The organism is Mesorhizobium sp. M0244 (assembly GCF_040321795.1).
In the GTDB taxonomy this organism is placed as follows: domain Bacteria; phylum Pseudomonadota; class Alphaproteobacteria; order Rhizobiales; family Rhizobiaceae; genus Mesorhizobium.
The window spans coordinates 223,326-246,070 of record NZ_JAMYSE010000001.1; the positions used below are offsets into that span (position 1 = coordinate 223,326).

General features: G+C 62.6%; 22 protein-coding genes, 1 tRNA gene and 1 pseudogene. 12 read left to right on the forward strand and 12 right to left on the reverse strand.

Annotation, left to right across the window (positions count from 1 at the left end):
* Positions 1-27 precede the first annotated feature (27 nt).
* Positions 28-1,170, forward strand: coding sequence for an alpha-hydroxy acid oxidase (locus NKJ08_RS01065; RefSeq protein WP_352525953.1), 1,143 nt, complete (start codon positions 28-30; stop codon positions 1,168-1,170).
* 41 nt (positions 1,171-1,211) lie between these two features.
* Here NKJ08_RS01065 and NKJ08_RS01070 read toward each other — a convergent pair whose 3' ends face one another.
* From NKJ08_RS01070 to NKJ08_RS01080, 3 genes are all read right to left on the reverse strand, one after another.
* A complete protein-coding gene (locus tag NKJ08_RS01070) occupies positions 1,212-1,526 on the reverse strand; it encodes an antibiotic biosynthesis monooxygenase family protein (protein ID WP_352525951.1) in 315 nt (104 codons plus the stop codon).
* Between the two features lie 1,125 nt (positions 1,527-2,651).
* The gene (locus tag NKJ08_RS01075; RefSeq protein WP_352525950.1) at positions 2,652-3,125 is read right to left on the reverse strand and encodes a methyltransferase family protein; all 474 of its coding nucleotides are present in this window, start codon (positions 3,123-3,125) and stop codon (positions 2,652-2,654) included.
* Positions 3,126-3,147: 22 nt separating this feature from the next.
* Positions 3,148-4,041: an NAD(P)/FAD-dependent oxidoreductase gene (locus NKJ08_RS01080; RefSeq protein ID WP_352780924.1), complete on the reverse strand. Its 894-nt coding sequence runs from the start codon at positions 4,039-4,041 to the stop codon at positions 3,148-3,150.
* A gap of 107 nt (positions 4,042-4,148) precedes the next feature.
* On the opposite strand from NKJ08_RS01080, the gene NKJ08_RS01085 reads away from it, so the two are divergent.
* Together NKJ08_RS01085 and NKJ08_RS01090 are read left to right on the forward strand one after the other, a co-directional pair.
* Positions 4,149-4,796, forward strand: a complete 648-nt coding sequence (locus NKJ08_RS01085; protein ID WP_352525946.1) for a TetR/AcrR family transcriptional regulator — start codon at positions 4,149-4,151, stop codon at positions 4,794-4,796.
* Positions 4,797-4,806: 10 nt separating this feature from the next.
* Positions 4,807-4,902 (forward strand): annotated as a pseudogene (locus NKJ08_RS01090) (IS3 family transposase); the annotation flags it as partial.
* A 296-nt stretch (positions 4,903-5,198) separates the two neighbouring features.
* Here NKJ08_RS01090 and NKJ08_RS01095 read toward each other — a convergent pair.
* Positions 5,199-5,275 (reverse strand) — tRNA-Arg (locus NKJ08_RS01095).
* Positions 5,276-5,599: 324 nt separating this feature from the next.
* Entirely contained in the window at positions 5,600-7,087 is a 1,488-nt protein-coding gene (locus tag NKJ08_RS01100) for an ATP-binding protein (RefSeq protein WP_352780927.1), read from the reverse strand.
* A gap of 382 nt (positions 7,088-7,469) precedes the next feature.
* Here NKJ08_RS01100 and rpmH point away from each other — a divergent pair, with 382 nt between their 5' ends.
* The 5 genes from rpmH to yihA all read left to right on the forward strand — a co-directional run bounded on the left by rpmH (position 7,470) and on the right by yihA (position 11,271).
* A complete protein-coding gene (gene rpmH / locus NKJ08_RS01105; RefSeq protein ID WP_008833937.1) occupies positions 7,470-7,604 on the forward strand; it encodes a 50S ribosomal protein L34 in 135 nt (44 codons plus the stop codon).
* Positions 7,605-7,627: 23 nt separating this feature from the next.
* Positions 7,628-7,981: a ribonuclease P protein component gene (gene rnpA, locus NKJ08_RS01110; protein ID WP_352780930.1), complete on the forward strand. Its 354-nt coding sequence runs from the start codon at positions 7,628-7,630 to the stop codon at positions 7,979-7,981.
* 13 nt (positions 7,982-7,994) lie between these two features.
* Entirely contained in the window at positions 7,995-9,818 is a 1,824-nt protein-coding gene (yidC, locus tag NKJ08_RS01115; RefSeq protein ID WP_352780933.1) for a membrane protein insertase YidC, read from the forward strand.
* Between the two features lie 158 nt (positions 9,819-9,976).
* The gene (locus NKJ08_RS01120; protein WP_352780935.1) at positions 9,977-10,615 is read left to right on the forward strand and encodes a CatB-related O-acetyltransferase; all 639 of its coding nucleotides are present in this window, start codon (positions 9,977-9,979) and stop codon (positions 10,613-10,615) included.
* On the forward strand, positions 10,612-11,271 hold the full coding sequence (yihA, locus tag NKJ08_RS01125; RefSeq protein WP_352780938.1) for a ribosome biogenesis GTP-binding protein YihA/YsxC: 660 nt from the start codon (positions 10,612-10,614) through the stop codon (positions 11,269-11,271). Before NKJ08_RS01120 ends, yihA begins: the two co-directional genes overlap by 4 nt.
* Before the next feature lie 39 nt (positions 11,272-11,310).
* Here yihA and NKJ08_RS01130 read toward each other — a convergent pair whose 3' ends face one another.
* Positions 11,311-12,060 carry a TetR/AcrR family transcriptional regulator gene (locus tag NKJ08_RS01130; RefSeq protein WP_352525936.1) on the reverse strand — a complete coding sequence of 250 codons (750 nt, stop codon included), beginning with the start codon at positions 12,058-12,060 and terminating at the stop codon, positions 11,311-11,313.
* Positions 12,061-12,203: 143 nt separating this feature from the next.
* On the opposite strand from NKJ08_RS01130, the gene NKJ08_RS01135 reads away from it, so the two are divergent.
* Together NKJ08_RS01135 and NKJ08_RS01140 are read left to right on the forward strand one after the other, a co-directional pair.
* On the forward strand, positions 12,204-13,382 hold the full coding sequence (locus NKJ08_RS01135; protein ID WP_352780940.1) for an HlyD family secretion protein: 1,179 nt from the start codon (positions 12,204-12,206) through the stop codon (positions 13,380-13,382).
* A 22-nt stretch (positions 13,383-13,404) separates the two neighbouring features.
* Positions 13,405-15,000, forward strand: a complete 1,596-nt coding sequence (locus NKJ08_RS01140) for a DHA2 family efflux MFS transporter permease subunit (RefSeq protein ID WP_352780943.1) — start codon at positions 13,405-13,407, stop codon at positions 14,998-15,000.
* Between the two features lie 133 nt (positions 15,001-15,133).
* Here the strand turns inward: NKJ08_RS01140 and msrB are convergent, their stop codons facing one another.
* From msrB to NKJ08_RS01160, 4 genes are all read right to left on the reverse strand, one after another.
* A complete protein-coding gene (gene msrB / locus NKJ08_RS01145) occupies positions 15,134-15,634 on the reverse strand; it encodes a peptide-methionine (R)-S-oxide reductase MsrB (protein ID WP_352525930.1) in 501 nt (166 codons plus the stop codon).
* 175 nt (positions 15,635-15,809) lie between these two features.
* A complete protein-coding gene (locus tag NKJ08_RS01150) occupies positions 15,810-16,367 on the reverse strand; it encodes a fasciclin domain-containing protein (RefSeq protein ID WP_352780945.1) in 558 nt (185 codons plus the stop codon).
* A gap of 215 nt (positions 16,368-16,582) precedes the next feature.
* Complete coding sequence (locus tag NKJ08_RS01155) at positions 16,583-17,287, reverse strand: anti-sigma factor (protein ID WP_352781145.1); 705 nt, start codon at positions 17,285-17,287, stop codon at positions 16,583-16,585.
* On the reverse strand, positions 17,284-17,823 hold the full coding sequence (locus tag NKJ08_RS01160) for a sigma-70 family RNA polymerase sigma factor (protein WP_352780948.1): 540 nt from the start codon (positions 17,821-17,823) through the stop codon (positions 17,284-17,286). Before NKJ08_RS01160 ends, NKJ08_RS01155 begins: the two co-directional genes overlap by 4 nt.
* Before the next feature lie 126 nt (positions 17,824-17,949).
* On the opposite strand from NKJ08_RS01160, the gene NKJ08_RS01165 reads away from it, so the two are divergent.
* A complete protein-coding gene (locus tag NKJ08_RS01165; RefSeq protein ID WP_352780950.1) occupies positions 17,950-19,446 on the forward strand; it encodes an amidase in 1,497 nt (498 codons plus the stop codon).
* A gap of 96 nt (positions 19,447-19,542) precedes the next feature.
* Positions 19,543-20,436 (forward strand): acetylglutamate kinase, encoded by an 894-nt coding sequence (gene argB / locus NKJ08_RS01170; RefSeq protein ID WP_352525921.1) that lies wholly within the window; start codon positions 19,543-19,545, stop codon positions 20,434-20,436.
* 132 nt (positions 20,437-20,568) lie between these two features.
* Here the strand turns inward: argB and NKJ08_RS01175 are convergent, their stop codons facing one another.
* Positions 20,569-20,967 (reverse strand): RidA family protein, encoded by a 399-nt coding sequence (locus NKJ08_RS01175; RefSeq protein WP_352780952.1) that lies wholly within the window; start codon positions 20,965-20,967, stop codon positions 20,569-20,571.
* 209 nt (positions 20,968-21,176) lie between these two features.
* Positions 21,177-22,745 (reverse strand): magnesium-protoporphyrin IX monomethyl ester anaerobic oxidative cyclase, encoded by a 1,569-nt coding sequence (gene bchE, locus NKJ08_RS01180; RefSeq protein ID WP_352780954.1) that lies wholly within the window; start codon positions 22,743-22,745, stop codon positions 21,177-21,179.

A 22,745-nucleotide genomic window follows, 5' to 3' on the forward strand; every position in this document is an offset into this window, starting at 1 on the left:
GCGCCCGGCATAGACCCGATTGAGTCCATGAGATTGCAAAGCTGCTATAATTTTCACGACTTTCGCAGGCTGGCAAAACAGCGCCTGCCGGGGCCGATCTTCGACTATATCGATGGCGGCGCCGACGACGAGACGACGCTGCGGCGCAACACGGCCGCGTTCGAGGACTGCGATCTCGTCCCCAACGTGCTTGCCGGCGTCGGGCAGATCGACATGTCGGTCACCGTCATGGGCCAGAAACTGGCGATGCCGGTCTATTGCTCGCCAACGGCTCTCCAGCGGCTGTTTCACCACAGCGGAGAGCGTGCCGTCGCCGCGGCGGCGGAAAAATTCGGGACGATGTTCGGCGTCTCCTCGCTTGGCACGGTCAGCCTGGAAGAAGTCCGCAAGCACCGGATACCGCAGGTCTATCAGTTCTATTTCCACAAGGATCGCGGCCTGAACCGCGCCATGATGGAGCGCGCCAAGGCAGCCGGCGTCGAGGTGATGATGCTGACCGTCGACAGCGTCACCGGCGGAAACCGTGAGCGCGACCTGCGCACCGGCTTTTCCATCCCCTTTCGGCTTACGCCCGGCGGGATGATGCAGTTTGCGATCAAGCCGAGATGGGCCATCGACTATTTGGCGCACGAAAAATTCAGCCTGCCGCAGCTGGATGGGCATATCGATCTCGGCGGCGGAGCGCTTTCCATCAGCCGCTATTTCACCGAGATTCTCGATCCATCGCTGGATTGGAAGGACGTCGAAGAGATGGTGCGCTTCTGGAACGGCCAGTTTTGCCTAAAGGGAATCATGAGCGTTGCCGACGCGAGAAAGGCCGTCGACATCGGCTGCACCGGCATCGTTCTGTCAAATCATGGCGGCAGGCAGTTGGACGGCTCGCGCAGTCCCTTCGACCAGCTGTCGGAGATCGTCGACGCGGTGGGCGACAAGATCGACGTGATCATCGACAGCGGCGTCCAGCGCGGCACCCATGTCCTGAAAGCTCTGTCGCTGGGCGCCAAGGCCGTCGGCCTCGGGCGCTACTACCTCTTCCCGCTCGCAGCGGCCGGACAGGCCGGCGTCGAACGGGCGCTCGGCCTGATGCGAACCGAGATCGAACGCGGCATGCGGCTGATGGGCTGCAGGTCGGTGGCCGAGCTTTCGAGGGGGAATGTGCGGTTTCGGTGACGGGGCCGAGGCGGCGGGACGAGCCTTCCGACATGCAGATACTATATCGACCCGTTGCCGCTCCTGCCGCCCATCTCGAAGACGGCCTCGCCGGAAACAGCATCCGTATATCCGCCCTCCAGCTGCTGCAACGTGTGCCGGAACCGCTCAAGATTGCCTAGCATCTTGGGCCGTGCATCGACCATGTGCTGGAAAGTGTCCCACTCTCCAATCGAGAAGAAGGCGCCATCTCCAGATTTGATGAGAGCCATCTTCCGCAATCCCTCGAAATTGCGCGGGGCGCTGCTGAACAGTTCGACGAATTCATCTTCACTACCCGGCTTGACCTGGAAGCGGACGCTGTTGAATGCCGTCATGTACGTTCCCCCGTGAAAGACCTGAAGAACCTCGAATATGCGAAAGCCCTAAGGCACCTCAAACCCTTCGAACAAGTGTACAGGAAATCGGAAGGTTGGCTTCAGTCACCTCAGGCCGAACGCCTGTTTCTGGCGCTGTTTTGGCAGGAAGAGGACAACGCTCGATCTCATCGGCGCGCCCTTCTAACCAGCAATGAAACGCGCTGTTAACGCCGTTCGCGGGTGACAGGATGTTGGCCGCAGTTCGAAGGTGTAGTCTGCATCTCGCTGTCAGTTGCGGAGGCGGAAATGAATTTGCTTCGGATTGCGCTCTTGTGCACGGCCATGATCGACCTTGGAATGCCGGCTGTTCGCGCTGAGGATCGGCCTGTGCCGCCGAACAACAAAGCCGCAACAGCGCAGCCGCCCGTTCATTGTGAAGGCCAAAACTGTCTCCCGCCGGCGAACAATCCTGTGCAGGAATGCACCGGCCAAGATTGCACGCCAACTCCGCCGACAGAACCAGGTCCGGAGATTAAGCAGGCCGACTGAGTAGCATCAACGGACCATCCCTCTTTTAGAAGGGATGGTGCTCACTCCTCGCGACCTTCCGGCCGCCACCGGCGCCAGCATTCACGCTCGAGGCCGGCCTTACATGATTGCGCCAGGATCCCCCAGCCGCAATCCAAAACCTGGAGAACTGTCCCTAATTAGTGTCTCACCCACGAGGCGCAGTCCACTATGTCCCAGGGTCGGACATGGGTTTATTGGCGCCCCGCGCAGGACAAACATAACGAATATGTGTCGCCGTTTGTGCTACCCTAGAACCACCTGGGACCGCCGCCCTCCGTTCCTCATCGCCGCATTTCCGCGTGGACGCTATTGCTTAAGGGAAGATCTGGCCGGCGGCCGTCTGTCCGCTCTTGGTTACCGCTACTCCAAGAGCGGACGAGAGATGCTGATGCTGGCTTCGGCGTCTCTGGTTTTGGACACGCGCGTCTCCTCAGGCGCCGGGTGCACTGCGGGGTCAGCCGGCCAGTCGGTTTTCCGTGACACCGGCCCGCAACCTTCAGAATGTGATAGCTCGCGGCAAGGAAGCCGGTGCTGGTTTATCAGAACGCCCCGCAGGCGGCAGCGGCGGAATAGTCAGAGCCAGCGGCGAACCTCGGCCTTGTAGCGGCGGTAGTCGTCGCCGAACTTCGCTTCGAGATAGCGCTCCTCGCGGGCGATCACCTGCGTCTGGATCGCGATCAGCACCAACGGGAGCAAGGCGAACGCGATCGGCCCGTCGAAGCCGATCGCAAGGCCGGAATAGATAAGCGCCATGCCGAGATACATGGGATTGCGGGTCCACCGATAAGGACCGGTCGTTGCGATGAGGGTCGTTGGCTGCGACGGCGGAACGTTGGTGCCCAGCCGCCGGAACAGCCCCGCCGCCGCAAGCATCATCGCCGCGCCGGCAACGAACAGCAGCGCGCCCGTCGCGACCAGCAACCGCCAGTCGATGCCGAAAGAGCGGAGGGTGACGAACCGCTCCGCCGCCAGCCCCAACAGCAGCGCTCCCAGATAGAGGAAGGGCGGAGGGAAGCGCACACCCGCGCTGTCCGGTTCGACGGCCATGCTCATCCTCCAATCTGTGCTCTCAAACCAGCATCGACTGCTGGGCCGAGATACCCGCCAGCGCGCCGTGCGATATTGCCGTGGTGACCGAGGCCATGAGGGGGTTTGCGAGGTCGCCGGCGGCGTAGATGCCGGGCATGCTGGTTTCGCGGCGCTCGTCGACCTTGAGGGCGATGCCGAGGGGTGTATTGACCGTGGCGAGGCCCAGTGATTCATGCAGGCTTGCGGACGGCTTGTTGCGCGGATGCGCGAACAAGATGTCAACCGAGACATTGGGGCCGGTATCGAGCTTGACGGTGGCGCTATGGCCCCCGCGATGGGCGATCTCGATGATCCGGCCATCGACGACAGGTAAGTTGCGGCGCGCCAAATCGGCCCGGATATCAGGCGGAATGTCGTGACCATCGGTGAAGACCGTCAACCTGTCGGTCCAATCGTGGAACAGCCTGACCTGATTGTGCGACTGCGGGCCGGACCAGACGAGGCCCCAATGCTGGTCGGCGACTTCAAAGCCGTCGCAATAGGGGCAGGGCACGATGGACGTGCCCCATCCTTCGGCAAAGCCCGGAACATCAGGCATCTGGTCGACGACGCCATAGCTCAGGATCAGGCGGCGCGCCCCAAGGCTTTCGCCATCGCCAGTGACGACGGAGAAATCGTCGATGGCGCCGGAGATGCTGTCGGCTCGGGCATTGATCAGCCTAATCGTGGGATAGCGCGCCAGCTGCTGCCGCGCCTCGGCCAGGATGTCCAGCGGTGGCTTGTGATCGTGGCCGAGCAGGCCATGCGAGTGGCCGGCGAAGCGGTTGCGCGGCAGGCCGGTATCGAGAACGGTGACCTTCCGGCGGGCGCGGCCGAGCTGCAGCGCGGCGGCGAGACCTGCAAAGCTGCCGCCGATGATGATGACGTCATCCATGGTGATGGGCTCCGTGTTGTGGTTGGGCTGGGCCTGGCTTGCACATTTTAGACACTGCGTGGTATCGTAATTCAAGAATTAGGATACTGTCAAGGACTAGAATTACCGTGACCGAAATTAGCCAGGGCCGGCGCGGCCGGCCCGCCAACGAGGCGCTTGGCCAAACGATCGTCGACGCCGCGTTCGAACTCTTTGTGGAATTGGGTTTTCAAGCGACGACCTTGGACAAGGTCGCCCAGCGGGCGAAGATATCCAAGCTCAGCATCTATCGGCACTTCGAGAACAAGGAGGCCCTATTCGGCGCGGCCATCAAGGCCCACTGCCATCAGTTTGCACCACTGGCCCTTTCTGAACGCGTCGACGGTTCGGCCGAAGATCAGCTCATGGCGGTGGGAACATCCCTGCTTCGCACGCTGTTGAGCCCGGACGTCCGCAGTGTCGAAGCCATGATCATGGCCGACAAGACGAATCAAAAGTCGTTAAGCAAGCTCCATTACGAAGCCGGCCCCGCCTATGTCATCGCCCAAATCGAGGCCCTGTTGCGTCAGTTGCACGCGAAGGCGGTTCTGAACGCGCCCAATCCTCTCCGGTCCGCCCGCTTGTTTGCCGCGCTTATCAAAGGATCCGATCTCCTGATTATCGCACGCTTCGATCAGGCGAGAGCAGAGGACGACAACGAAATCGAATCCTATTGCCGGTCCGCCGTCGCCATGTTCGTCGCCGCGCACGGTGGCAACGACCACGCGGGCGGATAGCCTAGACGAGGATGCGTTCGACTATATCGAGCGCTTCTGCAACCCGAGGTGCCGACACTCGACACTGGGCTATCTGAGCCCCGTGGAATACAAAGAGGCAAGCTAACCTAGCCTAACCTCTTGTCCACCGAACCGGCAGCAGCTCAGTCCAAACCTCTACGCCTTGGGCGGTGTTCCAGGACCTGTGACCGGCGGCGTAACCGCTACAACCCCATTCGAGGCCTTAGTGCCGGCTTAGCAGACCGTCAGCTTTCGGGAAGTTGCAACGGTGGTCTGAATGGCGGAAATGGAGGCGCGAAGCGGCCAGATTCGAACTCGCATTCGGCCATTGGCCGCACAGCCTGTCGCGCCAGAGTACCGGGGGCGGCGCGAGCCGAGGAAACGGCGGCTGACGGCGGTATTTGGCGCGCCCGAAGAGATTCGAACTCCTGACCCCCAGATTCGTAGTCTGGTGCTCTATCCAGCTGAGCTACGGGCGCGCAACAGGCCATGCTTTGCATAGCCTCGCGAACCGATCCTGGCGACCGGCCGCGATGTGACGTGTTCCCTAGCGACTGAATTTGCGAAAAGCAAGCCGATCCTGGCCAAAAGTTTTGCCGTCACGTTTTGTCGTCATGCGCCGGGCAGCCAAGGCGAGATCACGTCACACGGCGGCCGAGCCGATATGTCGTAGTCTCGGATCGGTCATTTGCCAATCGAAACGGTCCGTACCGAAACGAGTCGTTACACGGCGGCCGAGCCGATAGCTGGTCGTGTCGGATCGACCATTTGCGAATGGGAAGGCTCCGTAACGAAACGGTCCGTTACGCCGGGCGGCGCAGGCCGTTGCGAGCCTGGTCGAGGCGGACCGGCTGGTCGGGAATGGTGACGGCGAATGTGGTGCGGCCGCCTATGCTTTCGACCAGCTCCACCATGCCGCCGTGGGCGCGGATCAACTCGTGGGCGATCGCCAGGCCAAGGCCGGTGCCGCCGCTGCGGGCCGAGCCGCGAAATGCCGCGCTCAGGTTTTCGCGCGCTTTTGGCGGCAGGCCCGGGCCGGTGTCGGTGACAGTGATGCGGCTGACGCTGCCCATGCGCTCGGCCGACACGGTCAGGCGGCGCACCACGGCGCTCTCGGTGTCCGCCGCCATCGCCTGCACGGCGTTGCGGCTAAGGTTGGTGAGCACACGGAACAGCTGGTCGGAATCAGCGTCGACCTCGAGCACCGGATCGACGGCATTGACGAATTCGATGCCGCAGTCGATGTCGAGCAGGCCCTGGACGTCTTCGACCAGCTGGCGCAGCCTCAGCCTGCGGCGCGACGGCGGCGGCTCCTGCGTTCGGCCATAGGCAAGCACGCCCTCCGAGTAGGACACGGCGCGGTCGAGCGCGCGCAGGAGCTTCGGCGCGAAGGCCTGCACGGTCGGGTCCTTGACCTGGCGCAGGCGGTCCGACATCAGCTGCGCCGAGGCGAGGATGTTGCGCATGTCGTGGTTGATCTTCGACACGGCGAGGCCGAGATCGGCCAGGTGCTTCTGCTCGGACAGCATCTTCTGCAGCCGCTCCTGCATCTGCGACAGCTCGCGTTCGGCGACGCCGATCTCGTCGGCCCGGGCGGCAGGATGAATGATGCGGCCGGGGTCGTCCGGCGCCTCGGAGAAGGCCAGCATCGAGCGTGTCATCGTCCTGATCGGCCCGATCATGATCAGGTCTATCGCGGCATAGACCAGCATGGCGGTGAACAGCGAGATCAGCAGCGAGACGAAGGCGACGTTGCGCGAATAGATCAGCATGGCATTGCGCAGGCGGTGGTCGGGCATGATCAGCTCGAACTCCTTGTCGCTGTCGCCGACCGGCCCGAAAACGCGCAGCATCCGCTTGCCGCCGAAAAACAGCGTGTCCAGCGCGCCGGTCATGCCCTTGATCATGCCGACATTGGCGATATCGATATGGTCGTCAACCTGCGGCGGCATTTCGGCCACGACCAGAAGGCGTGAGACGCCGCCGTCGCGCACGGCGATCGCCTTGGCGCCTATCGCCATCAGCACGTCGTTCTGGGCGGCACGCGACAGCGAGGCAGGCTCGCCCTGCACCAGGACGATCGAGACCGCAGCGGCAGTGCTCAGCCTCTCCTTCAGCCAACTCAGCCGGTAGCTGGCGATCCAGGGGACGAAGATGAGAATTTCGGCCAACAGCACGAAGACGATGGTGAGCAGCAGAAGTTTGGTCGACAGGCCACGCGCCAGCGGCACCCTGCGGGTGGCGGCCTGCGCCTGGGCGACGCTATCGTCCATGGGAGGGACTTCACTCATGCTTGTCGTCACGGCTGCCTGTCTTTACGGCTGCTTGTCTTTGCGGCTGCTTGTCTTCACGGCCGCTTGTCTTAGCGGCTGCCCGTCTTAGCCGCTGCTTGTGTTCACGATCGCTTGATCGGGCGAGATTAGGCGATTGCGGCTTTTTTGCCAAATCCATCCTTGGTCGGAATCGTACAAAGGGCCGCAAGACTTCCCTGCCAGTCGGACAACGCCGGCCCGACACGCTGGATTGACTTCCAAAACCCTTCTTTCTATAAGCCCGCTCACGCTCGGGCCATTCGTCCCGGCGCGGTTTCGATCGCGCCAAAACCGGCCCGGCAAAGCTCCTGTTACAAAGTGACAGAATCAAGAAGGGCCGCACCCCGCGGTATTTAAACAAATGAAGCGTACTTACCAGCCGTCCAAACTCGTCCGCAAACGCAGGCACGGTTTCCGTGCTCGCATGGCCACCAAGGGTGGCCGCGGCGTCGTCGCAGCCCGCCGCAACCGCGGCCGCAAGCGTCTCAGCGCCTGAGCACCAAACGAGAGACAAGATCGTTGCCCGCAACCGGCAAGCCAACGGGCCCCCATCCCAAGCGGCTTCTGAAGCGCGCGGAATTCCTGGCCGTCCGCCGTGGCGAAAAGCGCCGTGGGCGGCTTTTCCTCGTCGAGGTTCTGGATCGCAGCGACGGCGAGGCGCCGCGCGTCGGCTATACGGTCACCAAGAAGGTCGGCAATGCCGTCGTTCGCAACCGCGTCCGGCGGCGGCTGAGAGAGGCCGTGCGCACGCATGCCGCGGATGACATGGCGCCCGGCAATGATTATGTCATCGTCGGGCGCGAAGACGTGCTTACGACTCCGTTCGGCCAGTTGAAGGCCGAACTCTCCCGCAGATTGCGTGGAACACGATAGGCCAAGGGCTTCGATGGAAAACAACCGCAACTTCTTCATCACCATCGCACTGTCGGTGCTGATCCTGGCGCTTTGGCAATATTTCTATGTGATGCCACGCAGCGAGATGCAGCGCGAAGCCGCCCGCATCGAAGAACAGCGCGTGGCCGAGCAGAAGAAGGCAGCCGAGGGCGCCACTCCCGGTGCCAGCGAAACGCCGGTGCAGCCGGGCGCCATTCCGAGCGCGCCCGGCGGCGACGCGGTGACGCCGGCCGGCCGCGACCAGGCGCTTGCCTCGACCAAGCGCGTCAAGATCGACACGCCGAGCCTCGAAGGCTCGATCAACCTCACCGGTGCGCGCCTCGACGACCTCCGGCTCAAGCACTACAGGGAGACGGTCGACAAGACCTCGCCCGAGATCGCGTTGCTCAACCCGGCGTCCCTGCCGAACGGCTATTTCGCCGAGATCGGCTTTTCCGGCACGCCGGATGTGGGCAGGCTGCCCGGCCCCGACACGGTCTGGCAGACCGACGGCAATGCGACGCTGACACCAGCGACGTCGGTCAAGCTGACCTTCACCAACGACAAGGGCCTGATTTTCAAGCGCACCTTCTCGGTCGACAGCCAATATATGTTCACCGTGTCCGACACGGTCCAGAATGGGGGCTCGGCGCCGGCGACGCTGTCGAACTACGGCCGCGTCACCCGTTTCGACAAGCCGGCTATCGCCAGTACCTATGTGCTGCATGAAGGCCTGATCGGCGTTACCGGAAGCGAAGGCCTGCAGGAGTACAAATACTCCAAGATCGAATCGGAAAGGGAATACAAGCCGGGCAAGTCGACCGACGGCTGGCTGGGCATCACCGATAAATACTGGGCGGTGACCCTGGTGCCGCCCGGCGGCCGCGAATTTCAACCCAAATTCTCTTATTTCGAATTCAAAAGCGGACCCCACCCGCATAGCTACCAGTCCGATTTCCTGTCCGATCCGGTCACAATCGCTCCCGGGCAGTCGACGAGCGTCGAGTCGGAGATATTCGCCGGCGCCAAGGAAGTTTCGACGATCAACGCCTATGAGAAGGACCGTCATATTCGCCAGTTTAACCTGGTGATCGACTGGGGCTATTTCTATTTCATCACCAAGCCGATGTTCTGGCTGATCGACACGCTGTACAAATTCTTCGGCAATTTCGGCCTGGCGATCCTCGCCACCACGGTCATCGTCAAAGCGCTGTTCTTCCCGCTCGCCAACAAATCCTATGCGTCGATGGCGAACATGAAGAAGGTGCAGCCCAAGATGCTCGAGATCCGCGAGAAATACGCGGACGACAAGATGAAGCAGCAGCAGGCGATGATGGAGCTCTACAAGACCGAGAAGATCAATCCGCTTGCCGGCTGCTGGCCGGTGGCGTTGCAGATCCCGGTGTTCTTCTCGCTTTACAAGGTGCTCTACATCACCATCGAGATGCGGCACGCGCCGTTCTTCGGCTGGATCCAGGATCTGGCGGCGCCGGATCCGACATCGATCTTCAACCTGTTCGGGCTGGTCCCGATCACCTTGCCGCATATGCTGATGATCGGCGTCTGGCCGCTGATCATGGGCGTGACGATGTTCCTGCAGATGCGCATGAACCCGACGCCGCCGGACCCGACGCAAGCTGCGATCTTCACCTGGATGCCTGTGATCTTCACCTTCATGATGGCGGGTTTTCCGGCCGGCCTCGTCATCTACTGGGCCTGGAACAACTCGCTGTCGATCCTCCAGCAGGGCGTGATCATGAAGCGCCAGGGCGCCAAGATCGAATTGTGGGACAATCTGGTCGCGCTGTTCCGCAAGAAACCGTCGCCGGCGGAATAGCCGGCGCTCCGATAATGCGAAACCAAAAAGCCCCGGTTCGTCCGGGGCTTTTTGCACAGACTGCCCGCCCAGACTAAGCGAGCCTGGACTAAGCGATTGGTACCGCGGACGGATCGCGCTATTTTGACCTGCCTGGCAGTTGCTCGACGGACCTCGATATGACCGGACCCAATCCATCGATCAAGCATCCGATCCCGTTGCACACACGCGTCGGCTTTCTGAAACCGCTGGTGACGGCGCCGAACATCGAGATCGGCGACTTTACCTATTATGACGATCCGGACGGGCCCGACAAATTCGCCGAAAAATGCGTGCTGCATCATTATCCGTTCATCGGCGACAGGCTGGTCATCGGCAAGTTCTGCGCCATTGCCGAGGGCGCGCGCTTCATCATGAGCGGCGCCAATCACGCCATGTCCGGCTTTTCGACCTATCCGTTCAACATCTTCGGTCACGGCTGGGAAGAGGGTTTCGACCCGGCGACATGGTCGAAGGAATTGCGCGGCGACACAATCGTCGGCAACGACGTCTGGATCGGCATGGAAGCGGTGATGCTGCCCGGCGTGAAGATCGGCGACGGCGCCATCGTCGCGGCAAAGTCGGTGGTGACGCACGATGTGCCAGCCTATGCGATCGTCGCCGGCAATCCGGCCAAGGTGGTAAAGATGCGCTTCGACGACAGGACCATCCGGCGGCTCCTGGCGCTGGCGTGGTGGCACTGGCCGGTGGAAAAGATCAGCCGCAATCTCGATGCCATTCGTGGCAGCAACATTTTTCTTCTGGAGGCGGCGGTTTGAACGCGTTGAACAAGACCACGATCGGCATCGAATTGTTCACGCGAGCCTGGATTTTCATCCGCGGCGTGCCGGCGATGAAATTCCTTCCGCCGGAAGGACCGCTCGAGATCGCCTTTGCCGGCCGCTCCAATGTCGGCAAATCGTCGCTGATCAATGCGCTGGTCAACCAGAGGGGACTGGCGCGCACCTCCAACACGCCGGGGCGGACGCAAGAGCTCAACTATTTCGTGCCGGGCGGATTTTCGGGAGAAGGCGCCGACCTGCCGCCGATGGCGCTGGTCGACATGCCGGGCTATGGCTACGCCACGGCGCCCAAGGAAAAGGTCGACGAGTGGACAAAGCTCGTCTTCGACTATCTCAAGGGCCGGGTGACGCTGAAGCGCGTCTACGTGCTGATCGATGCCCGTCATGGCATCAAGGCCAAGGACGACGAGGTGCTGTCGTTGCTCGACAAGGCGGCGGTGTCGTATCAGATCGTGCTGACCAAGACCGACAAGATCAAGGCTGCCGGGGTGCCGCGGCTGATCGAAGAAACGCTGGCGAAAATCAAGAAACGCCCGGCGGCCTTTCCCTTCGTGCTCGCCACGTCGTCAGAAAAGAGCGAGGGCCTCGAGGAACTGCGTGCGGCGATCGTGCTCGCCGCCAACGGCGGATAAGGTCTTGATGCGTCCAGGCAGGACGCAGGCACTGTCGCGTCAGGCGGACTTTGAAGCGCTTTCTTCGGCGGCAAGCTGTTCGGTGCCGTAGGCCTTCAGGAACACGTCGACGCCCGACCTGACGATATGCTCGATCTCGGCCGCACTTGGCGCCTTGGTGCGATAGGCAAATATGCATTGGCGGAAAAGGCCGGCCAAGCATAGCTCGGTGAACTGATAGGCGGCAAGCTCGACGTCATCGATCTTCAGCAGGCCGCGTTCGATAGCCATGTTGAGGAAAACCACAACCTTGTCATGGCCACGCTTCGGGCCGCGTTCGTAAAACCGCGCGCCAAGCTCCGGGATTCGTTCCGACGCGCCGATGACCGTACGCTGCGCCAGGATGACCCTGGCCGAGGTGATCTTCACGGACAGCACAATGCCGAACTTCACCAGCGTCGCGCGAAGATCGCCGATCTGGTCGAGCACTTCGTACATGTTCTTGAAGATCGTGCCGCGCTCTTCCTCGATCAGCGCTTCAAACAGTTCTTCCTTATTGGCGAAATAGACATAGATGGTGCCCTTGGACACGCCTGCCTCGCGGGTGATGTCGTTCATCGACGCCGCTTCGAAGCCTTTGTCGATGAAGACACGGCGCGCGCCGTCGATGATCTGGCTGCGCTTGACCGGGTCCTGGCCCGCAGCCGGGCGGCCGCGGGGCAGACTGTCCAGCAGGTCGCACTGATCCTTGCCAGTGCTGGGCAATAGGCCTGAATCAGGCAAAGGAGCGGCCTTGGGGGCTTCGGCCATAATGTCACACCTCGTAAAATAATTCGAACCATCCGGTTCGATTGCTCTTGATATGGGCCTCTTTAAGCGCTAAGTCAACGTCGAGATCGAACCGAACGGTTCAGTCTGACAATATTCAGCGCCAGTTAATTTAGAGAGATATCATGTCCTCGAACGCGCCCACCAGTGCCGAAGTCCGCCCTTTCCCCAGTGCCAAGGTCCAGCCTGCGATCGAAGCGCCGGAAGCCCCTCTCAAGCCCGCCGACATCACCCCGCTGGCTCCCGCCAAGAAGAAGCGCTCGATGCGCTCGATGTTGCTGCCCATCATCGGCCTGGCCCTGCTGGGCGCCGGCGCCTGGTATGGCTATGATTATTGGACCGACGGGCGCTTCATGATCACGACCGACGACGCCTATGTTCAGGCCGACACGGCGTTCATCTCGCCAAAAATCTCGGGCTATGTCGATCAGGTCAAGGTGACCGAGAACCAGCAGGTGAAGGCCGGCGACCCGCTGCTGGTGGTCGATGACGGCGACTACAAGATTGCCGTTGCCCAGGCCGCGGCGCAGATCGCCACGTTGACCAAGACGCTCGACCGCATCGATGCCCAGACCGAGGCGGCGCGCGCTTCGCTCAAGCAGGCGCAGGCACAGAAGACCGCCGACCAGGCCGCGGCCGACAATGCCAAGCGCGTCCAAGCGCGGGCCGCTCAGTTGCTCAAGACCCGCGTCGGCACCCAGGCACAGCTGGACGACGCTCAAACCGCGGTCGAGCAAGCCAATGCCGGGCTAGCCGGCGCCGACGCGCAGATCGCGGCGGCTCAGGCCAATATCGGCGTGCTGCAGGCGCAGCGCGCGGAATCGGCAAGCACGCTGGCTTCGCTGCAGCTCGCCCATGACAAGGCGGCGCGGGATCTGTCCTTCACCGTGCTGCGCGCGCCCTATGATGGCGTGGTCGGCAACCGCTCCGTCGAGCAGGGCGATCTTATCAGCCCCGGCCAGAAGCTCGCCGTCATCGTGCCGATGGACAAGCTCTATATCGTCGCCAATTTCAAGGAGACCCAGCTTGCCCGGCTGGTGCCTGGCGAAAAGGTCAGGATCTCGGTCGATGCAATCGACGGTCCGGATTTCGAAGGCACCGTCTCGTCACTGGCGCCGGCGTCGGGAGCGGTGTTCTCGCTGCTGCCGCCGGAAAATGCCACCGGCAACTTTACCAAGGTCGTGCAGCGCGTCCCGGTTCGCATCGACGTCCCAGCGGACGTGCTGAAGACGGGCAGGCTGCGCGCCGGCTTGAGTGTCGTCGTCGCCGTCGACAGCCGCACCGCGCCTTCGGCGTCGAAGTAACCGGGACCATCGGAGCAACGTCATGGCGACCGCAACCGTGACTGCAGGATCGGCGCCGGCGCCAGCCATTCGGGCGCCGGTCGACCACATCTCGACGCGCCGCGTCATCGCCTTCCTGGCGATGGTGTTCGGCATGTTCATGGCGATTTTGGACATCCAGATCGTCTCGGCGTCGCTGGCCGAGATCCAGGCGGGCTTGAGCGCCAGTTCCGACGAGATCCCGTGGGTGCAGACGGCCTATCTGATTGCCGAGGTGGTGATGATCCCGCTGTCCGGCTTTCTCAGCCGTATGCTGTCGACGCGCGTGCTGTTCACGATTTCGGCGGCGGGGTTCACCGCGGCCAGCGCACTGGCGGCGACCGCAACCAACATCGACCAGATGATCGTCTACCGCGCCGTGCAGGGCTTCATCGGCGGCGGCATGATCCCGAGCGTCTTTGCAGCCGCCTTCACCATCTTCCCGCCGTCGCGTCGCGCCATCGTCTCGCCGATGATCGGCCTGGTGGCGACGCTGGCGCCGACCATCGGCCCGACCGTCGGCGGCTATATCAGCCATGCCATGTCCTGGCACTGGCTGTTCCTGGTCAACGTCGTGCCCGGCATTCTGGTGACGACGGCCGCCTGGTCGCTGATCGACTTCGACAAACCCAATCTCAAGCTGTTCAGCAAGTTCGACTGGTGGGGGCTTGCCGGCATGGCCGCCTTCCTGGGCTGCATGGAATATGTGCTGGAGGAAGGTCCGAACAACGACTGGCTGCAGGATCAGGCGGTGTTCATCTGCGCCATCATCATGACCTTCGGCGCAGTGCTGTTCTTCTGGCGCGTGTTCACCGCCGAGGAGCCGATTGTCGATCTGAGGGCCTTCAGCAATGTCAATTTCGCCTTCGGCTCGCTGTTCTCCTTCGTCGTCGGCATCGGCCTCTACGGTCTGACCTATCTTTATCCCGTGTTCCTCGGGCGCATCCGCGGCTACGATTCGATGATGATCGGCGAGGCGCTGTTCGTCAGCGGCCTGGCCATGTTCTTCACCGCGCCGATCTCCGGCATCCTGTCGAACAAGATGGACCCGCGCATCATGATGATGATCGGCTTCTTCGGCTTCGCCACGGGCACCTGGTGGATGACGCATCTCACCGCCGACTGGGATTTCTATGAGCTGCTGATCCCGCAGATCCTGCGCGGCTGTTCGATGATGCTGTGCATGGTGCCGATCAACAACATTGCGCTCGGAACCCTGCCGCCGGAGCGGTTGAAGAACGCGTCGGGCTTGTTCAACCTGACCCGCAATCTCGGCGGCGCCGTCGGCCTGGCCGTCATCAACACGGTGCTGATCGACCGCAATGCCTTCCACTACGCCAGGCTCTCCGAGCACGTGCAATGGGGCAGTGCCGCGGCGCAGCAGAAGCTGCAGAACATGACGCTCAACTTCGAGCAGACTGCCGGGCTCGACGCCTCCAAGGCGGCCATCTCCAAACTGTCAGGCATGGTCCAGCAGCAGGCATCGCTGCTGTCGTTCATGGACGTATTCTTCATGCTGACGGTTTTGTTCGCGACGCTTGGGCTCTTCACCCTGGTGATCCGCAAGCCAGTCGCTCAGGGCGGCGGTGGCGGACACTGATTCGCAAACGTGGCAGCGGTTTCGGGGACGTTCCTCCAGTCCAAGCCCGGAAAGCTCTGACCACGCAAAAACTCCGGGCCGCAAGCCCGGAGTTTTTTCGTATGCTAGTTGGTTCGTATGCTGGTTGGATTTGTCAGGCCGTCGCCGGCTTGAAGGTCAAGGCGACGCCGTTGATGCAGTGCCGCAAGCCGGTCGGCGGCGGACCGTCGTCGAAGACGTGGCCGAGATGGCCGCCGCAGCGGCGACAGTGGACCTCGGTGCGGGCCATGCCCAGAGACCTGTCCACGGTCTTGCCGATGGCGTTGGGGATTTCCTGCCAGAAGCTCGGCCAGCCGGTACCGGAATCGAACTTCGTTTCGGAGGAATAGACCGGCAGGTCGCAGCCGGCGCAAGCGAAGATGCCCTTGCGGTGCTCGTTGAGCAGCGGACTGGTGCCTGGATATTCGGTGCCCTCCTTGCGCAGCACATTGAAGGCCGCGTCGGACAGGATGGCGCGCCACTCGGCCTCGGTCTTGGTGACCTCGAAGGTCTCGGCCGCGCTCGCATCCTGGGCTCCGCCCATGCGCAGCGCGGTGGCGCCTGCGACAACGCCAATGGCTGCCGCTCCACTCAAAAGAAGCTCGCGACGGTTCATGGCCATTCCTCCTGTCATTGCTTGTGCCAAATTCGACCGCCACATGGAAATCAAAAGCCGGTGACGATCGCTGTCCTCAAAGCGGGAACTCCGCGCCTTTCCACGTCTGGCGTGAACAGCGCGGAGTGTGCGCAGGGAGGCCTTAGCGATATCTTCGCTGGTCGCGCCCGTTTTGTTACATCTTCGGCAGGAGAACCTTGTCGACGACGTGGATGACGCCGTTCGACTGCTCGACATCGGCAATGGTCACATTGGCGATATTGCCGTTCTCGTCGGTCACGGTGACCTTGCCGCCGTCGGTCTTGAGCGACAGTTCGCAACCGCCGACCGTCTTGACCTTGTGCGCGCCGCCGTCGGCCTTGACCATCTTAGCGACGTCGGTCGCCATCGCCTTGGCGCCGATGACGTGACAGGTCAGGATCTTGACCAGCTTGTCCTTGTTTTCAGGCTTGAGCAGCGTCTCGACCGTGCCGGCTGGAAGTGCCGCAAAGGCCTCGTTGGTCGGCGCGAACACGGTGAAGGGGCCGGCGCTCTGCAGCGTGTCGACCAGGCCGCCAGCCTTGACGGCGGCGACCAGCGTCGTGTGGTCCTTCGAGTTGACGGCATTCTCGACGATGTTCTTCGTCGCATACATGGCGGCGCCGCCGACCATCGGATTTTCGGCATAGGCAGCAGTGGCGAGCGCGGAAATGACGATCGTACCGGCAAGCAAAAGGGTGGCGAATTTACGCATGGTGTCAGACTCCTCTGGTTGTCTTTCCCATCTTTGGGGAACGCAAGGAGATACGGGGCAGAAATGCGGGAGTTTCGCTCCCTTCGGAAAAAACATTGTCTTGCTGAAATTTGTTCAGCGCAAATCGCTCGCCGCCAACAAGCTTTGCAAGCCTTTCATCACAAGATGATGGACTTCATTTCTTCTTTTCCAAGGAGACCCAATGCGAAAAGTGATCAGATGCTCTTCAGATCGCCCGCTGCGACCACCGGTCCAGTCGGCTGGCCGGTCGGTGAACCGCCGGCAGGCTCGACGCTGACCGCAAGCACGGCGCCTTGCGCCAATTTCTCCTGGACGGCCGGCGGGATGGCCAGATGCGCGGTCGCACCGGCCGGGATGACGCCCATCGATACCGGCGCATTCTTGCCTTCGATCATCCACAGCTCGAAGTCCTTGCCGGCGGCCCGCTCGCCGGAGACGTGGGAAAGGCCGACATCGTGACGGGCGGCGTCGTAGACGACGAGGTATTTTACGTCGCTGCCTTCGGCTGCAAGCGAGGCGACAAGCCGGGTTTGCGGCTCAACGACCGGCGGATTGACGTAAGGCAGGGCAATATAGATTGCCAGCGCCGCAACGGCGGCGGCGGCAAGACCGCGCCAGAAGCCAAGGCTCGACCAGAGGCCGGCGCGCGGCCCTGCCGCGAACAGCCGGCGGTCCAATGCTTCCTTGACCCTGATCGGAGGCTCTGTCGACGGATAGGCCGCGGCCATCGGCGAAAGATGCGCCTCCCAGCTGTCGACAAGGCGCGCAAAGGCGGCGTCCGCATCGATGCGGCGTGACGCGATCTCGCGTTCGTCCTCGGCCAGCACGCCAAGGACGTATTCGGCGGCGAACAGGTCGTCGCCCCCACGTTCCGGTCCGTTGTCGTCAGCCAGCGTCATCTTTCCAGGCATTCTCTCAGTTTCAACAAGCTGCGCCGCAGCCAGGTCCGCATCGTGTTCAGCGGCACGCCATGGCGCTCCGCCAGTTCGGCATAGCTTTTGCCATCCAGATAGGCGCCCCGGACGGCCGCCGCCCGGTCCTTTTCCAATTCACCGAGACAATGGTAGATGCGTTCGGACTCACCGCCCGTCACGGCCATGGCCTCCGGTCCCGGCGCTGGATCGGCCACGTCGAGCGCGGCATCGATATAGGCGGCAGGCTCTCGCCGCGCCCTGATGCGATCGATCGCATGATTGCGCGCAATGGCCACCAGCCAGGAAATCGGGCTCAGATCCGAGACGGCGAAACGGTCCGCCTTGGTCCATATCTTGACGAAGACCTCCTGCAGCGCCTCTTCTGCATCTCCCCGGTCCTTCAATACACGAAGGCAGACACCGAAAAGTTTCGCGCTGGTCTGCCGGTAGAGCAGATCGAACGCAGCCCGGTCCTTCATCGAAGTCCGGACAATCAGGTTGCTGATGTCCTGCGGCGTCATCGGGTGCCAAATTAGGCAATTGCAATGTATTTGCAACGACTGAAATGGTCTTGCGCACCGGCAACACCAGCGTCGATTGCCAAGGAAATCGCCGCCCGCTAGCTTGCCATGAGCGGGGGAGCGACCATGTCGATTGAACGGGTTCTGTGGGAGCATGACGCAATCGGCCTGGCCGCACTCGTGCACAAGGGAGAGATCACACCGCAAGATCTTGTCGATGCGGCGATCGCCCGGGCCGAGGCCACCCGCCCGGAGATCAACGCCATCGCCGAACCACTTTATGAGGCGGCGCGGGCGCGGGCGAAAACCGTTGATCGCAAGCTGCCGTTTGCCGGAGTGCCCTTTGCGCTGAAGGATCTTGGCATCGCCATGAAGGGCGTGCCGACGCATGGCGGCAGCCGTATCCCAGCCTTCACCCCCGATTTCAACTCGGTGATGACGGAACGCTATCTGGCCGCGGGGCTCATTCCGATCGCCACCAGCACCGCACCCGAACACGGGCTGAGGCTGGTGACCGAATCGGCGGCATTCGGCGTCACCCGCAACCCATGGGACACCGCACATACGACTGGCGGTTCCTCGGGCGGTGCGGCTGCGCTGGTCGCAGCCGGCGTCGTGCCGATGGCGCATGCGTCGGATGGCGGCGGCTCGATCAGGGTGCCTGCGGCTTGTACCGGGCTGGTCGGGCTGAAAACCTCGCGCGGCCGTGTTCCCTTGACGCCGCTGGTCACCGAAAGCTGGTACGGCTTCGTCGTCGACCATGCGTTGGCCCGCTCGGTGCGCGATACGGCCCTGCTGCTCGACCTGACCCACGGGCCCGACCCGCTGTCGCCCTACGCGGCACCGCCGCCGAAAGGCGGTTTCGCCACCGCAGCCGGGCGCGATCCTGGCAAGCTCAAGCTCGCCGCCTACCGAAAATCGCCGCTCGGCCTGCCGATATCGGAAGAGACGCTGAAAGCTCTGGATACAGCGATTGCGCTGGCGCGCGAAGGCGGGCACAGCGTCGAGGAGATCGACCTGCCCTATATCGATCGCGATTTCATCGCCGATTTTGCCAGAACCGTCGCTGCGGCGGTGGCCGGCACGATGCGCGGCGAAGCGTTGCGCGTCGGCCGCTCCATCTCAGGCGACATCGAGCGTGCCACGCGTGTGATGAGCCGCTTCGGCGAAATCGTCTCGGCCGGCGAGATCTATGCCGGCCTGCAGCGGCTGCACGCCGCCTCGCGCCGGCTTATCACCGAGACTGCGCGCTATGATGCGGTGCTGATGCCAATTATTGCGCACCCGCCGCTCGCCTGCCGCGCCATGGACCCGAAAGGCGCCGACGAATTCATCGAGAACGTACTGGACAGACTGCGCCTCGCCGGCCTGCTGAAGTTCAAGCCGCTATTCGGCCAGCTGATGGACAAGAGCCTATGGTTCACCCATTGGCCGGCGATCCAGAACGTCAGCGGACAACCGTCGATCGCGCTGCCGGTCTACGTCACCGATACCGGCCTGCCGCTCGGCATCCAGGCCGCCGGGCGCCCCGGCGACGAGGAAACGCTTTTGTCGTTCGCCGCGCAGATGGAAAAGATCTCGGGATGGCTGACACGGCGGGCGCCGCTGCAGGTGCCGGCATAGAAGATGATTTGATCAATGATGAGGGCAAAGCCGTTTGCGGCCTGCTGCAATTCCCGCTAAGACGCCGCCGTTCATGCCAAGCTGGGAACCACGCCGATGACGGACGTCGCCGCCACCGCCGAAATGCAGGCCGCGCTGCTTTCAAGGGCGCTGCCCTATATGCAGCGCTACGAGAACAAGACGGTCGTGGTGAAATATGGCGGCCACGCGATGGGCGACATTGCGCTCGGCAAGGCCTTCGCCCGCGACATCGCGCTGCTCAAGCAGTCCGGCGTCAACCCGATCGTCGTGCATGGCGGTGGGCCGCAGATCGGTGCCATGCTCAGCAAGATGGGAATCGAATCCAAATTCGAGGGCGGCTTGCGCGTCACCGACCAGAAGACCGTCGAGATCGTCGAGATGGTGCTGGCCGGGTCGATCAACAAGGAGATCGTCGCGCTGATCAATGCCGAGGGCGAATGGGCGATCGGCCTGTGTGGCAAGGACGGCAACATGGTTTTCGCCGAAAAGGCGCGCAAGACCATGATCGATCCGGATTCCAACATCGAGCGCGTGCTCGATCTGGGCTTCGTCGGTGAGCCGGTAGAGGTCGACCGCACATTGCTCGACCTCCTGGCGCGCTCCGAAATGATCCCGGTGCTGGCGCCGGTCGCGCCCGGCCGCGACGGCCATACTTACAACATAAACGCCGACACTTTTGCCGGCGCCATCGCCGGCGCCTGTCAGGCGACGCGCCTGCTGTTCCTCACCGACGTGCCTGGCGTGCTCGACAAGAACAAGAAGCTGATCGACGAACTGACCGTGGCCGAGGCCAAGGCCCTGATCAAGGACGGCACGGTCTCGGGCGGCATGATCCCCAAAGTCGAGACCTGCATCGAGGCAATCGAGCGCGGCGTCGAAGGCGTCGTCATCCTCAACGGCAAAACGCCGCATGCGGTGCTGCTGGAGCTGTTCACCGAACACGGCGCCGGCACGCTGATCGTGCCGTGAGTGGCCCCAGTCTGTCCAGCGCTGCGATAGCCCGGATGACCGTCAGATCACTATCGCAGCACTTGTTGAGACAGGCGGGCGGGTGAACGATCGATTAGGCAATCTCCGCCTTCCTCGCTCGCCGCCAGTCGATCATCCGGGCTGAGGAAGCCGCGCGATGACCTTTATTTCAAAATCGAAGCCCGCCAGCCAATTCACCCCCACCGCGGTCCAGTTCGGGTAGGGCGGTTTACCGATCGCCTTAAGTCGAACGGCGTCAATCGCCTCCCACTGCGTGGCCGGGTCGGTGTGGAAAGTGGTCACGTCAACGATGTCGTCGAACGTGCAACCGGCGGCCTTCAACACTGCCGCGAGATTGTCGAAGGCAAGCTGGACCTGCTTTTCGAAGGCTGGCTCGGGCGATCCGTCCTCGCGGCTGCCGACTTGGCCCGAAACGAACAGAAAGTCGCCTGAGCGGATCGCCGCCGAATAGCGGTTGATCTCGTAGAGGGCCTGCCGACCGGCAGGGAAGATCGCATCGCGTTTGGTCATTGTTTCACTCCATTCAGACAAGGCAGGCCGGCCAGACCTCGCGACCATCGCGATGTGGCTTCACCGGGAAGGGCGAGAGCCGCTCGCAAGACTTCAGGGTTTTGGATCGCTGCGCTCCACTTTACGGGGCGGTCATTGATATACGTCCCGTATCCCTGAAGTGGGTACATACATTCCGTATGTCAATACACATACGTTGCGTATGTTTGTTAAGAGATTGCCCGGAGCCGGTCAGGCCGCGGCGAAATCGTGATCCCAGGCGGTGTCAGCCTGCGCGCCGGGTGCGCGACCACCATCGATTCCTCTTCCTCGTCCTGCGGCGCGCCCCAGAATTCGGCCAGCGTCGGGCCATTTTTCAGGCGGCGGTCGCGGACCAGAAAGCCCCAGACTTCGCGGAACCAGACGCGGCGGCCCACTTTTGTGTACCAGCGCATCGAATGCCGTTGCTCCGGATCCTTGTGGAACAGGATACGCGCCAGAGCCTTTGGCCGCGACTGTACTGCCAGTTCGATCAGCTTGACGGCGAAGAACAATATCCACGGCTTGAGCCGGGTCATCTGCAGCACCTGATGCTTGTAGTCCCACAGGCGGGCATCTAGCTGGATCACCTTGCGATCCCTGGCAATCCTGAAGAACGGCGTCCAGCGGTGCGGCGTGACGTAGAGCGCCTGGATCTGGTCGGGGTCATAGGCGATCAGCTGGCGGAAGCCGCGCCAGAGGTCACGGAGGCTTTCGTCCTCGAAACCGGCCACCCAGGTCGCCATCGACAAGATGCCGTTGAGGCGCAGCAGCCGTATCGCCTCGCGGTCGGATGAGGTGCTGCCGCCCTTGCGGATCAACTGGAGCGTCTGCTCGTCGGTGTTTTCCATGCCAAGCAGCCAGCGGATGACGCCGGCCTTGCGATAGAGATGCAGGCTGTCGGCATCGCGGACGATGTCGTCGGCGCGGGTCGAGCCGACGATCAGCACCGGCACATTCTCGGCGATCATCGCATCGAGAAAGGCGCGCCAGGCTTTTTTGGAGGATGTCGGGTTCTCGTCGGCGAGGTTGATCAGCTCGACGCCATGCTGCCGGTACAGCCAGGCGATCTCTTGCGCGAATTTCACGGGGTCGCGATGCCGCCAGCGCGTCCAGAAGCCCCGCTGGCCGCAATAGTTGCACAGATGCGGGCAGCCTCGCGAGAACTGCATGACCACCGCACGCTTGCCTCCCCAATAGCTATAGCGGCGATGATCGATCAGTTCCCAGCCGACGCGGTAGTCGTCGAGGTTGGCGATCGTCCTTGCCGGCTTGGTGGCGAAGGGCCGCCGCAAATCGTCAGGAAAGGCGATGCCCGCCACGTCCGACAGCGGCTTGCGTTTCTCCAGCGCCTCGACCAGCGCCACGATTGTCGCCTCGCCCTCGCCGCGCACGATGAAGTCGAAGGCATCCGTTTCGGCCAGTATGTCGCGCCAGTGATAGGTGGGGAACACGCCGCCATAGATCAGGATTGTCGCCGGATCGATGTGCTTGACCATGCCGGCGATCAGCAGGGCTGTCGGATGCGCAGAGGTCGAGCCGGAATGGCCGATCAGAATGCAGTCGGGATGGTCGCTCAAGGCGTCCCGGACCAGCGTGGCAAGCGGCATCGGCCCGAATTCGGCGTCGACAAGCCGCACTTCATGTCCCGCGTCGATCAGCGGACCGCCCAGTGCCAGCAGACCGAGCGGCGGCAGGTGGTCGTCCGGCACACGGCTGCCGATAGCTGTATGCGGCGGGTTGATCAGGACGATTTTCAT

What these genes read in the sequence shown, in the direction of transcription:
- NKJ08_RS01065 (WP_352525953.1), top strand. Translation starts at nt 28, where the DNA reads ATGAGATTGCAAAGCTGCTATAATTTTCACGACTTTCGCAGGCTGGCA.
- NKJ08_RS01070 (WP_352525951.1), bottom strand. Translation starts at nt 1,526, where the DNA reads ATGACGGCATTCAACAGCGTCCGCTTCCAGGTCAAGCCGGGTAGTGAA.
- NKJ08_RS01075 (WP_352525950.1), bottom strand. Translation starts at nt 3,125, where the DNA reads ATGGCCGTCGAACCGGACAGCGCGGGTGTGCGCTTCCCTCCGCCCTTC.
- NKJ08_RS01080 (WP_352780924.1), bottom strand. Translation starts at nt 4,041, where the DNA reads ATGGATGACGTCATCATCATCGGCGGCAGCTTTGCAGGTCTCGCCGCC.
- NKJ08_RS01100 (WP_352780927.1), bottom strand. Translation starts at nt 7,087, where the DNA reads ATGAGTGAAGTCCCTCCCATGGACGATAGCGTCGCCCAGGCGCAGGCC.
- rpmH (WP_008833937.1), top strand. Translation starts at nt 7,470, where the DNA reads ATGAAGCGTACTTACCAGCCGTCCAAACTCGTCCGCAAACGCAGGCAC.
- yidC (WP_352780933.1), top strand. Translation starts at nt 7,995, where the DNA reads ATGGAAAACAACCGCAACTTCTTCATCACCATCGCACTGTCGGTGCTG.
- NKJ08_RS01120 (WP_352780935.1), top strand. Translation starts at nt 9,977, where the DNA reads ATGACCGGACCCAATCCATCGATCAAGCATCCGATCCCGTTGCACACA.
- NKJ08_RS01130 (WP_352525936.1), bottom strand. Translation starts at nt 12,060, where the DNA reads ATGGCCGAAGCCCCCAAGGCCGCTCCTTTGCCTGATTCAGGCCTATTG.
- NKJ08_RS01135 (WP_352780940.1), top strand. Translation starts at nt 12,204, where the DNA reads ATGTCCTCGAACGCGCCCACCAGTGCCGAAGTCCGCCCTTTCCCCAGT.
- NKJ08_RS01140 (WP_352780943.1), top strand. Translation starts at nt 13,405, where the DNA reads ATGGCGACCGCAACCGTGACTGCAGGATCGGCGCCGGCGCCAGCCATT.
- msrB (WP_352525930.1), bottom strand. Translation starts at nt 15,634, where the DNA reads ATGAACCGTCGCGAGCTTCTTTTGAGTGGAGCGGCAGCCATTGGCGTT.
- NKJ08_RS01150 (WP_352780945.1), bottom strand. Translation starts at nt 16,367, where the DNA reads ATGCGTAAATTCGCCACCCTTTTGCTTGCCGGTACGATCGTCATTTCC.
- NKJ08_RS01155 (WP_352781145.1), bottom strand. Translation starts at nt 17,287, where the DNA reads ATGACGCTGGCTGACGACAACGGACCGGAACGTGGGGGCGACGACCTG.
- NKJ08_RS01160 (WP_352780948.1), bottom strand. Translation starts at nt 17,823, where the DNA reads ATGACGCCGCAGGACATCAGCAACCTGATTGTCCGGACTTCGATGAAG.
- NKJ08_RS01165 (WP_352780950.1), top strand. Translation starts at nt 17,950, where the DNA reads ATGTCGATTGAACGGGTTCTGTGGGAGCATGACGCAATCGGCCTGGCC.
- argB (WP_352525921.1), top strand. Translation starts at nt 19,543, where the DNA reads ATGACGGACGTCGCCGCCACCGCCGAAATGCAGGCCGCGCTGCTTTCA.
- NKJ08_RS01175 (WP_352780952.1), bottom strand. Translation starts at nt 20,967, where the DNA reads ATGACCAAACGCGATGCGATCTTCCCTGCCGGTCGGCAGGCCCTCTAC.
- bchE (WP_352780954.1), bottom strand. Translation starts at nt 22,745, where the DNA reads ATGAAAATCGTCCTGATCAACCCGCCGCATACAGCTATCGGCAGCCGT.